General features: G+C 40.8%; 11 protein-coding genes. 8 read left to right on the top strand and 3 right to left on the bottom strand.

Annotated features, from left to right (window positions below):
* Window positions 1-223 precede the first annotated feature (223 nt).
* The 3 genes from BLR65_RS22260 to panB all read left to right on the top strand — a co-directional run bounded on the left by BLR65_RS22260 (window position 224) and on the right by panB (window position 2760).
* Window positions 224-910: a cyclase family protein gene (locus BLR65_RS22260; protein WP_093796368.1), complete on the top strand. Its 687-nt coding sequence runs from the start codon at window positions 224-226 to the stop codon at window positions 908-910.
* A 35-nt stretch (window positions 911-945) separates the two neighbouring features.
* A complete protein-coding gene (locus BLR65_RS22255) occupies window positions 946-1854 on the top strand; it encodes a ketopantoate reductase family protein (RefSeq protein WP_093796367.1) in 909 nt (302 codons plus the stop codon).
* Between the two features lie 72 nt (window positions 1855-1926).
* The gene (panB, locus tag BLR65_RS22250; RefSeq protein ID WP_093796366.1) at window positions 1927-2760 is read left to right on the top strand and encodes a 3-methyl-2-oxobutanoate hydroxymethyltransferase; all 834 of its coding nucleotides are present in this window, start codon (window positions 1927-1929) and stop codon (window positions 2758-2760) included.
* A gap of 130 nt (window positions 2761-2890) precedes the next feature.
* On the opposite strand, the gene BLR65_RS22245 is transcribed toward panB, so the two are convergent.
* Window positions 2891-3577: a FadR/GntR family transcriptional regulator gene (locus BLR65_RS22245; protein WP_093796365.1), complete on the bottom strand. Its 687-nt coding sequence runs from the start codon at window positions 3575-3577 to the stop codon at window positions 2891-2893.
* A 519-nt stretch (window positions 3578-4096) separates the two neighbouring features.
* Here BLR65_RS22245 and BLR65_RS22240 point away from each other — a divergent pair.
* From BLR65_RS22240 to BLR65_RS22220, 5 genes are all read left to right on the top strand, one after another.
* Window positions 4097-6055: a methyl-accepting chemotaxis protein gene (locus BLR65_RS22240; RefSeq protein WP_093796364.1), complete on the top strand. Its 1959-nt coding sequence runs from the start codon at window positions 4097-4099 to the stop codon at window positions 6053-6055.
* A gap of 336 nt (window positions 6056-6391) precedes the next feature.
* A complete protein-coding gene (locus tag BLR65_RS22235) occupies window positions 6392-7669 on the top strand; it encodes an MFS transporter (RefSeq protein WP_211285243.1) in 1278 nt (425 codons plus the stop codon).
* Window positions 7670-7730: 61 nt separating this feature from the next.
* On the top strand, window positions 7731-8921 hold the full coding sequence (locus tag BLR65_RS22230; RefSeq protein ID WP_093796363.1) for a mandelate racemase/muconate lactonizing enzyme family protein: 1191 nt from the start codon (window positions 7731-7733) through the stop codon (window positions 8919-8921).
* Window positions 8922-9024: 103 nt separating this feature from the next.
* Window positions 9025-9525 (top strand): hypothetical protein, encoded by a 501-nt coding sequence (locus tag BLR65_RS22225; RefSeq protein WP_093796362.1) that lies wholly within the window; start codon window positions 9025-9027, stop codon window positions 9523-9525.
* 184 nt (window positions 9526-9709) lie between these two features.
* Window positions 9710-10408 (top strand): GntR family transcriptional regulator, encoded by a 699-nt coding sequence (locus BLR65_RS22220; RefSeq protein ID WP_093796361.1) that lies wholly within the window; start codon window positions 9710-9712, stop codon window positions 10406-10408.
* A 195-nt stretch (window positions 10409-10603) separates the two neighbouring features.
* Here BLR65_RS22220 and BLR65_RS22215 read toward each other — a convergent pair whose 3' ends face one another.
* Both BLR65_RS22215 and BLR65_RS22210 read right to left on the bottom strand, forming a co-directional pair.
* Window positions 10604-11767, bottom strand: a complete 1164-nt coding sequence (locus BLR65_RS22215; RefSeq protein WP_093796360.1) for a UxaA family hydrolase — start codon at window positions 11765-11767, stop codon at window positions 10604-10606.
* A 1-nt stretch (window position 11768) separates the two neighbouring features.
* Window positions 11769-12068: a UxaA family hydrolase gene (locus tag BLR65_RS22210; protein ID WP_093796359.1), complete on the bottom strand. Its 300-nt coding sequence runs from the start codon at window positions 12066-12068 to the stop codon at window positions 11769-11771.
* Between the last annotated feature and the right edge of the window lie 18 nt (window positions 12069-12086).

Here is a 12086-nt window from a genome sequence, read left to right as displayed (position 1 = left end):
AATCTATTTAGTAATAGATATTTAGGTTTAGCTGTGGGGTTGAGACAATTTTTTACTAAAGAAAGGAGGATAAAACAAAATTTTTTAAGAGGGGAGGATGTACTTTTTTCTTCCATGTAGAAATATTGCATGGTTATGATTATCAACCAATTCCTAGTGCTAGGGAATGAGTTTGAAGGTTATCCAAAATAAATGTCTAAATTTTTGCTGAGGTGATAAAGTCATGAGTAAATATGTAGAATTAGGATATCCCATTTATGAAGGAATGCCCGTATACCCAGGGCTGCCGGAAGTGAAACTGACGCCTAGAGAGCAGCTCGCTAAGGAGGATTACTGGAATGGCACAATATTGACAATTTATCTTCATGCCGGTACGCATGTGGACGCGCCCTGGCATTATTGCCCCGCTGGCGTAGGCATTGATCAGGTTCCCATTGAAAACTTTGTCTATAAAAGGCCGCTGGTCATCAATTCCAAGTGGGAGCCCAATCATTTGGTTTCCATGGATGAACTCAAAGCCGCGGGTCAAGCCCTTTACGAAGCGGATATACTTTTCTTCAACACTGGCCATGCCAGGTATAGAGAAAGTGATTTCGACACCTATAAAGATAACTTTCCCAGCGTTTCCCCCGAAGTCGCCGAATTTATCCGCCAGGAATTACCGAATGTCAAGGCGGTCGCTATTGATACGCTGAGTATTGAGAACATCCAGAACGGAATTAAGGACGGTTTCAGAACGCATAACGCGTTTCTCAACCCAGTCAAATTCCCTCAGCGAACCATCCTCATTTATGAAGACTACAATCCGGCCCCCATTGTTGGTAAAAAGATTATTTCCGCTTTTAGCGCTCCGCTCAGAATAAAAGACAAGGATGCCTCTGTTGTAAACATTATCGCTGAAATTGAATAGTGGTAAGTAAAAATAAAAAACGGAGGAAAAATAATATGAAGGTCACGATTGTTGGTACCGGGGCAATAGGTTCTATATTTGGAACAGTCTTAACCAATTCTGGACAAGATGTGACATTTGTTGAAGTGAAAGAAGAGTACATCAAAGCAATAAAAGAAAACGGATTACATATTGATTATGGTCAAGGGGAAAAAATTCTTCATGTAAAAATTACGGATAACATTGAAGAGGGCGGAGTACCCGACTTAATTATCATGGCTGTCAAAGCCTACGATAATGTACAGGCGGCAAAAGACTGTCTTACAGTTATGGGGCCGAACACCTTAATTTTGACGATGCAAAACGGAGTGGGAAACATTGAGACAATTTCAGAAATTGTCGGCAAAAAGCAAGTCCTGGCAGGTACTACTACATTTGGCAGCACTGTTGTTAAACCCGGATATGTTAAGTCAGCGATAGGCGAAATTCATATTGGTGAAATTGACGGAGGGATTACAGAGCGTGTAAAAAAAATGGCCGAAGATCTAAAAAATGGCGGCTTTACCGTTGAGACCTCCAGTAATGTAACGAGTCTTATATGGACGAAACTCCTTGTTAATGTAGGCATTAATGCCATTGGCGCGCTGACCTTGAGAAGAAATGGGGAAATACCGGAATTTGCTCCGGCAGCAGCGGTTCAGAAAATGCTGGTGGATGAAGGCGCGGCAGTCGCCAAGGCATTAGGAATAAAATTTGATGTTGCCGACATCCATGAATATGTAAAGAAGGTTTGTTATGGTACGGCCCAAAACAAGGCTTCCATGTATCAGGACATCGAACGTGGGTCGATTACGGAGATTCAGGCCATAAATGGCGCAATTGTAAGGGAAGGTAAAAAAATCGGTATTCCGACTCCGGCGAATGAAGTTATTACTAACCTGATAGTAACAAGACAGGGAAGATAACAGATTGCGGAGATTTGCTAAAATGAAATAATAAAAATGATTGCTGAAGAAAATTCTCAAGGAGGTAATAGTATGACAAAAAAGAAAATGACGATTTCAGATTTTCAGACCTACAAGGAAGAAGGCCGTAAGTTTACCTATGTAACTGCTTATGACTATACCATGGCATCCATTGTTGATGAAAGTGAGTGCGAAGTGATTCTGGTCGGTGATTCCCTGGCAATGGTTATGTTGGGGTATAAAAGTACGGTTGGCGTTACCATGGAAGATATGATTCATCATATCAAGCCCGTAGTAAAAGGAGCTCCCAATACATTTATCGCCGGGGATATGCCATTTGGTTCATACAATGTCAGTGCGGAACAGGCTATTGCCAATGCAAGTCGTATGCTCATGGAAACAAATTGCGATTGTATCAAACTAGAAGGCGGTGTCGACCTGGCTCCCACCATTGCCAGGATGGTAAAGGCCGGAATCCCGGTAATGGGCCATATCGGTCTGACTCCTCAGACGTCCACATCGCTTGGTGGATTTAGGGTCCAGGGCGGAACCCCGGAGAGCGCTCGCAAACTTATAGAAGATGCCAAAGCTATCGAAGCAGCCGGCGCGTTTTCGATTGTGGTTGAATGTGTTCCGAGCGTTGTCGCTAAGGAATTAACCCAGGCACTTAGAATTCCGGTCCTGGGCATTGGGGCAGGTCCCGATGTTGACTGTCAAGTACTGGTAACACAAGACTTACTAGGCATGTACGGAGATTTTAAACCTAAATTTGTAAAACAATTTGCCCAGATCCGTAAAGCGATGGTCGATGGGTTAAACTTATTCCATGAGGAAACTTTGAATGGAAGTTTCCCGTCTCCTGAATATAGCTTTAATAAGGCTGTTGATATTCCCAAATTATATTAAAATTACTAACCCAAAACTGTCTGCTCAGGCTGCAAGGTAAGACAGCAATTGAGGCCATACCGCATCAAGCAATTCATTGCTTGATGCGGTATGGCCTCAATTGTTTTCTTTTAAATATTTACATATTGAATTATAGATTATTAACTTCCCGAATAAACTTTTGGTTTATTTCTAAATGAATGCGCATAGCGGAATAGGCACCCATTTCATCACGCGCTGCGATAAATTTGGCTATGGCCATATGCCCCTCACGGGCATTATTACTGGAAATCTGAACACCGCCGTTAGCATTGGAAATAAGGATACCACTCACTACAAACGACATAATTAAAGGAACTAGTTCTATAATCACGTCGTTATGGGTAGCTTTCGCAATTAGACTATGAAATTCCTCATCCTTTTTATAATAAGGCTCATTGGCATCCACTAAAGTAACAATTTCTTCGGCGCATTGTATAATTTGTTGAATTTCCTCATTTGTTGCTCTTTGGGTAGCCAATCTGGCAATTTCAGGCTCATATATAATTCTAAATTCATAGATATTGTTTAATTCTAGGGATTTTTTTCTCAAGCTATCAAAACCGTTTTGGAAATTTACATCATGAACATAGATCCCGGAGCCATGTCTTACCGTCACAATGCCCTTTGTGGCTAATATTTTAATTGCTTCACGCACAGAGTTTCGACTTACATTAAATTCATCAACTAAATCCCTCTCAGTAGGAAGCTTTTCGCCTATACTGTATTTATTTTCATCATGAATTTGCTTATATAATTTAGCAGCTATTTGCTGAGCGATAGTTTTCCTTTGCTTCATAGCAATCTCCAATCCGAATTATTTAGTTTGAGCGATACCGTATCGTAATTTTTTAATATTCCAATTCTTCCACATAGTTGTTACCTTACTATCACTTGTCGTACAAATTATTATACACTAAATTTTTATTTATTTCATGATATTCCACCTATTGCCGGTCAATGGGGGAAACGGGGCGCCGGTTTTGTCTTTTGTGCTCACAGGGCTTGCGGAGGTCGCTGCCCCAATACACAATCTTTAAGTTAATAACTAAGGCTGAAAAAAGTAAACATTGAAATAATATATAAAATAATATATCATAATATATATAATTAAAAACCATATGCTACGCAAATCGCGAAGTTACCAAGCGAAAGGGAGAAAAGATTTAACAAAAACACGTAATGCATTACTATAAGCCGAGAAATGCTGGTATAAAAGGTGGGGAAGTTTTTTACGCTTACTGTAGTGATGATAGGGTGAATCACTGTCATAAATGCTTGTTTAGCATAATTTTATACGATCTGGGAGGAATGATAATTGAGCATTAAGAAGAAATTAATCCTGATGATGCTGTTATTGACGGTCGTTCCGCTGATTCTTCTGTCTGTAATTTCCAGCTGGTTTTTGAGTAAGTCCATGGAAGAAGAGGCAGTAGCAACCTGCCAGGAACTGACCAAGGAGATTAAACTGCAAATCGACGCCTATTTGGATACTCCATTTACTGTGATAAAAACTGCGGCGCAGCAGCAGTCAATCCAGGCGATGGATCCGGCTCAGACAAGAGAATTTTTAATACAAGTCCAAAAGGGATATCCCGACTATACGTTTACATTGATTGACCAGCAGGGCAATATGCTTGCACGGGGCGATGATTTTCCCTTGATCAGTGTTAAGGCGCGGGAGTTTTTTCGTGATGCGATTGTCGGAAAGGATATAATATCAGAGGTTATTTTTAGCAAAAACGGCAGTCGTTTAGTCGTCAATCTGGAGACTCCGGTTCGCACTGGCGGAGATGGGAAAGTTGTCGGACTGATGCAGGCAACGATCGTTTTGTCGAAGCTGAGTGAATTCGTGACTACGTTTTCCACCGACGGCAGTACGGCGTATGTCATTGACAGCACCGGCAAGATCTTGGCTCACCCGGATGCCCAGATCGTAGCAGAGCGTACCGATATGAGTCAGCTTACTTATGTGAAAACAGCGTTGGCCGAGAAGAAAGACGGCATTGCAACCATTGAGGATAAAGCCGGCGGCAAGAAATTGGTTGCCTATATTTTTGACAAGCGGACCGGGTGGCTGATTTGCATGGAGAAGCCGTATTCGGTGATTACCGCCAAAACGAATTCGTTATTACTGGTTCTGGGTATAGTTTCTGCTGTTGTGCTAATCATTGTCGGGTTATTTGTAATGTTTAGCGCTTCACGCTTTACTGCCCCGATTCTCCGGATTCATCAGTTGGCAAGCAAGGTAGCGGAGGGTGATCTTACCCAGAAGTCCAACTTTACGTCCAAGGATGAAATCGGGCTTATGGCGAAGGCTTTTGACGCGATGGTGGATAATTTGCGAACGTTGATAAGCCTGGTACAAGGAAACGCCGAGAAGGTAGCGGCAGCTTCCGAACAACTGACTGCCACCGCCGAACAGTCGGCTCAGGCTGTTAACCAGGTAGCCGGAGCCATTAGCAATGTGGCCGAGGGTGCAGAAAAGCAATTAAAGGCCGTAAATGAAACATCCTCTGTGGTAGCACAGATGTCAGCCGGTATTCAGCAAGCAGCAGCTAGTTCCAATCAGGTAGCCGAGCATTCAGCGAAAGCTGCCGACACAGCAAAAGAAGGGAATGCAGCGGTAGAAAAAGCCGTTAATCAGATGACTCACATCGAACAAACGGTTAACAATTCCGCACAGGTCGTTGCTAGATTGGGCGAAAGATCTAAAGAAATTGGGCAGATTGTGGACACAATATCAGGTATCGCCGGACAGACAAATTTATTGGCGCTTAACGCCGCGATTGAAGCAGCCAGAGCAGGGGAACAGGGAAGAGGTTTTGCTGTAGTAGCGGAAGAAGTTCGTAAGCTGGCGGAGCAATCCCAAGAGGCGGCAAAGCAAATTGCTACCCTGATTAGTGAAATTCAGGGGGATACAGATAAAGCAGTTGTTGTCATGGACGCAGGAACACATGATGTCAAGGTTGGAACAGAGGTTGTTACCGCCGCAGGCAAAGCATTTGAAGAAATTACAACGCTAGTAATGCAAGTATCTGAACAGGTAAAAGAGGCTTCTGCTGTTATGCAACAGATAGCTAGTGGCAGTCAGCAGATTGTAGCATCAGTGAGGGAAATCGACGGACACAGTAAAACAGCGGTTGGACAAGCTCAGACAGTGTCGGCTGCTACAGAAGAACAATCAGCCTCTATGGAAGAAATTGCATCATCCAGCCAGAGTCTCGCCAGACTGGCGCAGGATCTTCAAGCAGCCGTTAGCCGGTTTCGGGTTTAGTATATGATGGAAAAGGGCTGAAATCCGTTATTTTTTAAGGATCTCAGCCCTTGTTTCTTTCTAATAATCGATGGATGAAACAGCGCAAATCATCTTATGGAATAAACTGATAGATGACTTTTTAGACAAATCCCGTTTCAGGCGGAAAGCCAGAAAGCGGGATTTTGTTCGTAGTTATGAGGCTAACATATCTAATACGTTTATTTATTACATCCTATTTTGCCTGAATTTTAAAATAATACATTGACATAATATATTAAAACATATAAAATAAAATATATAAAATCATATATGATTTTAAAAGAGCTCAAAAAGTTGGATATGGGAGGTAGAAAAGTGCAGGAAAATGTCTTAGAAGAAAAACCGACTAGGCGACGGTTTTTAATGATCTTTGTACTGTTTATTGGTATTGCAGTTGCCTTCGTTGATAGGGTAAATGTTTCTGTTTTAGCAGCAAATGACCCATTTCTTATGGAAATGGGAATAAAAGGTCAACCCGTTCAGATTGGTTTAATGATGTCGGCATTTTTAGCTGTTTATGGTCTTGCTAATATAACATTAGCCCCATTAGGCGATTTGATCGGTCCGCGAAAGATGATGTGTATTTGTATTGTTTTAATGCTGATATCTATTTTTTTGAGTGGTATTGCTACGACATTTATGGTTTTGATCATAGGGCGAATGATATTGGGAATAGGCGAAGGCATGTATTATCCGCAGCAAAGCGTGTATGTACGGCATTGGATCCCTGTTCAGGAACGGGGACGTGCCAATGCCAGCTGGATTATTGGACAATCAGTTGCTCCGGCTATTGCCATGCCATTGTTGACCGCTATTATTGCTCATTACGGCTGGCGCGCTAATTTTTATCTTTGTTTTGTGCTTACATTGATACCATTATGGCTGTTTTGGTTTCATACAACGGATAAACCACAACAAAGCAAGAAAGTCAATAAAGCGGAATTGACATATATCGAAGCAGGTATGGAAGAAAAGCAAGATAACACCAATGACAAAGAGAAGCTTTCCCTGATTCATCGTTTAAAAATAATATCAAAAAATCCGCATTATTGGTTCTTGGTTGTCTGGTATATGTGTTTGCAATTCAATTATTGGGGTTTAGTTTCTTGGATACCGGCTTACTTAAAGGTCGCTAAGGGATTTTCCTGGGCTGAAATGGGATGGATTGCATCATTGCCTTTTATTGTAAATATTTTTACTAAAGCGATAAACGGTTTTATTAACGATAAAATTGGTCGCTGTGCACCATTACTGCTAGTTAGTATGATTTTGGGGACCTTTTTTATGTACACTACAACCGCGATAGCCGGAAAATATCCGTCTGCTATTTGTTTAGCCTTGGCGGTTGGCTTTAATTCTATGGCTACATCTTCGGCATGGACTTTGCTGCAGGGACTTGTTCCTTCTAAAGTTTTATCAACCGCAGGTGGTACAATGAACGGTATTTCTACAGGATTCTCTGCTTTATCACCAGTTATAATCGGCTTTTTTATCAGCTTATTTGGAAGTTACGATAGTGGCTTGTATTGTTTAGTCGCCGCTGGTTTATTAGCCATATGCGTGTCATCATTCTTGACAATTAAAAAGTATTAAATTGTGTTAATACAGCCTGTTAGTGAATTATATATTTTAAGTTAAAAAAGGAGAGATTTATATGAAGATTACTAATGTTGACATTATTGATGTAGCGAATGATTTTGCGTCAGCAACAAGCAAGTGGCGCCCGGTGGTAGTAAAAATCAATACAGATGAAGGTATTTCCGGATTCGGGGAAGTTGGGTTAGCCTATGGTGTAGGTGCTTCGGCTGGTTTTGGTATGGCAAAAGATTTAGCAAACATAATTATCGGAATGGACCCACGCAATAATGAAGAAATATGGAACAAGATGCAGAAGAAAACTTTCTGGGGCCAAGGTGGCGGAACAGTGGTCACTGCTGCCATGAGCGGTATTGATATTGCGTTGTGGGATATTAAAGGTAAGGTTTTGCAAACACCGGTATATCAACTTTTAGGCGGTAAGACTCGTAGTAAAATTCGGGCTTATGCCAGCCAATTACAATTTGGCTGGGGAAAGGGAAGTCAAAAATCAATGTTAGTTAAGCCGGAAGAATATGCAGAAACAGCCGCGATTGCAGTTGCCGACGGTTATGATGCGATTAAAATTGACGTACTGGCCATGGATGATAAAGGAAATTGGAATCAGCGTAATTTAAACGGGGTATTGTCCGACAGTGTATTGCGACTCGGATATGATCGTTTGAAGGCTGTCCGGGAAAGAATAGGGAATAAAATCGATGTTATTGTGGAAATGCATTCTTTTACCGACACCACAGCCGCTATCCAATTCGGTAAAATGATTGAGGAGTTAGGTGTATACTACTATGAAGAACCGGTAATGCCTCTGAATCCTAAACAAATGAAAAAAGTTGCCGATCATGTAAACATACCGATAGCAGCGGGAGAACGGATTTATACACGTTGGGGATATCGGCCGTTTTTTGAAAATGGTTCACTTGATGTTATTCAACCGGATATTTGTACTTGTGGCGGTATTACAGAAATTAAAAAAGTATGTGACATGGCGCATGTATACGACGTGTCCGTACAAATCCATGTGTGCGGCGGCCCGATTTCTACGGCGGTAGCCTTGCAAATGGAAGCAGCTATTCCGAATTTTCAGATTCATGAATTGCATCGATATGCATTGTTAGATGCTAATACTAAGTCTTGTAAGTATAATTACCAACCCCAAAATGGCTATTATGACGTACCGGAATTGCCAGGTATTGGTCAAGAATTAACGGAAGAAACGATACAAGCTTCTGTCGTAGCAACTGTAGAATAATCAGTATGTAAAAAATCAAAGGTGAGCTTCTCTGCAGGCAACATAAACATGTTATCAACCAGAGGAGCTTGCCTGTCTACTTTACAAGGAAGAGGAAATTATAGTGAATAGTATTGATCGATTATTGGCTTTAATTCCGATACCAAAGGTTATAAAAGTTCGGCAACATTTTTCGCGACCAGTAGTAGAAAATATTGCCGGAGTCGGTGTACCCCAATTTAAGCGTATGGCTATTCTTGATATTACTAAAGAATCCCATGGTGGAGCTAATGGATTAGGCTTGGGTGATTATACAACCAAACGGGCTTTCCGCAAATTTAACTTTGAACAGACTTATGCCAATTCTTTAACGACCACGGTAACAAGTACTGCGAAAATGCCAATCATATTAAAAAATGATAAACAAGCGATTCAAGCATGCATTAAATGCAGCAATCAAGAGGATAAGGCAAATATTACGATAGTAAGAATTAAAAATATGTTATCAATGGAAGAAATTGAAATATCGGAAAATTTAAGATATTATGTCATGGAGCATCCCCAACTGGAAGTTTTAAGCGAACCATATACGTGGTGCTTTAATGACGATGGAAATTTTGTTTAGTTAGCATACGAATTTTCCGTAGCCTTTTAAATTTTACATAAAATAGTTGTAAGAAAGTTTTTATTATGCTGAAAAAACCAGCGATTGATTACTTATACAGAACAATCTATGTAAAAAATCAGGAAATAAAGTACTTGACATAATATTAATTGCCAAATAATATATCATATTGTATAATAACGCTATGGAAAAAAATATCAATAATACAAAAAACAAGAGAATAAGTAAAAAAGAACAGGCTTATGAGTATATTCGTACTAACATTTTGAATGGTACTTTTGGACCAGGATATCGGATTGTCATTGATAATATAAAGAAAGAATTGGCGTTAAGCAGTATCCCTGTGAGAGAGGCAATCCAACAATTAGAAGCAGAAAATTTGATTCAAGTGATTCCGTATAGCGGGGCTGTTGTTAAAATGGTTGACGAAAAGGATTATGAGGAGAATCAAACTCTTTTGGCCATTTTGGATGGAGCTGCTACTGCCATGGCATCGGAACATTTAACGCAAGCGGATTTTCAAAGGTTGGAACAGTTAAATTCTGATATGGCTGTGGCTTTGGATGAGTTGCAGTTGGAAGAATTTGGAGAGCTTAATGCTGAGTTTCACAAAATGATTTATCATCGCTGTGGCAATAGTTATCTAATTAATACTTTGGCAAATGTATGGCAACGTATGATGCAGATAAGAAAATCTATATATACTTTGGTCCCCTATAGAGGGAAGGAGTCTATACATGAGCATGCAGCCTTAATAGAAATGTTTAAGGCACATGAACCATTAGAAAAAATTGAAAAATTTAGTCGGAAACATAAAATGGAAATGTTAGAAGCAGTAAAAAAAGTAATACAGAATAAAAAGAAGAAGAACAAAATATTGTGATTGGATAAAAAGAGGGAACAGGTAAGCAAGATTTACAGGACGAAATTACCAATGAGGGTTAGCTTATAATAGTGGAAAACAACGGGTTTGCCGCATTAATGCCAAGTAAGCATTTAAACTCTTACTTGGCATTTTAATTAATTTGTCATAGTAGTTCAGCGTTAATAAATGATTCTGAACTCATTTATTATAGAGTTAAATAACTGGACCGTGCATGAAAATATCCATTGAATTTGTATAGCCGGAGATTTCAGCTTTGGTCATACCGCCGGCGGCGACACGTAGTAATGCATCGAATACCTTTTTTCCGGCATCAGGTATTGTGTCCGTTCCGTCAATAACTCCGCTTAAATTTATATCAATATGATCACTCATTTTTTCTGCGGCAGTCCGGCTGCCGGTAATTTTTAATACTGGTACAAAAGGAAACCCTTGAGGTGCTCCCCGGCCTGTGGCAAAGGCGATTATATTACAGCCTGCGGCGGCAAGACCTGTTAGTATCTCTGGCTCTCGACCGGGAGAATCCATTACCACAAGGCCGTGCACGGTTGGACGTGTTCCATACTCATAAACTGCTTGAATTGGTGCTGAACCGGCCTTCGCGATTGATCCAAGTGATTTTTCTTCAATTGTGGATAATCCGCCCTTAATATTTCCTCCAGTAGGTTGTCCGCCGCGTATATCTTCACCTACTGACATCGCTCGTTTTTCCATTCGATCAACTAACTCCAAGATTTTTTTGGCAACGGTTTTGTTAGCTGCATGGCTGGCTATAATATGCTCAGCCCCAATAAATTCCGTAATTTCGCCGATAACAGATGTTCCGCCAGCAGCGATAATTAAGTCGGAAGCTACACCGATTGCGGGGTTTGGTACTAAACCGGAAGTTGTATCTGAACTGCCGCACTTCATTCCTAAAACTAATTCGCTGATGGGAAATGCTTCACGTTGTTGGAGTGATGCTTCGCGTACCATTTCTTGTGCCAATAATACGCCGGCGGCAGTTGTTTTGGCGGCGCCGCCAGTCTCTTGAATTACGAGATATTCCACTCGCTTGCCGGCTTCGCGGATTCCCTTTACTACTTCCTGTAAATTTGTGCTTTCGCAGCCCAAACTAACAATAATCACGGAATGTAAATTAGGATTTTTTCCTAGAGCAATTAAAATGCGGTTTACTTGTCGAATATCAATTGGGGTTTGGCAACAACCCTGGTGATGAGTAAACCGGACTGTCCCTTGTACTTTTTGAGCAATTGCTTCTACTACTTCATTAGCACATACTACTGCTGATAAAATGCCAACATAGTTACGAGTGCCTACTGTACCGTCAGCACGACGGTAACCCATAAAGTTTTCCATATTATCTCTCCTTCTGAAGGTCACCACGGCCGCGTAAACTTTCAATATTTTGTACATGGGCATGGTAACCGGATAAAATATTTGCTGTCGCCCGGCCTATGACCTCTCCATACTTTACTATTTCCTCGCCACACGCAACATCCCGCAGAGTAAATTTGTGACCATACGGTATATCTTCATTGATTATAATTTTGCAGAGTTCGCGATCAAGTCTTGCTAGTGCTTCTTGGCCGGCCTTAAGGTCTTGTACTGCTGTGGCTACGTTATCCTTGCCACGTAAGATAATCGCATCAATAGACATTCTGGTTTCTCCTTTTTA

The organism is Sporomusa acidovorans (assembly GCF_900101845.1).
Taxonomy (GTDB): Bacteria; Bacillota; Negativicutes; order Sporomusales; family Sporomusaceae; genus Sporomusa; species Sporomusa acidovorans.
This window is presented reverse-complemented; position numbering and strand designations above follow the sequence as displayed.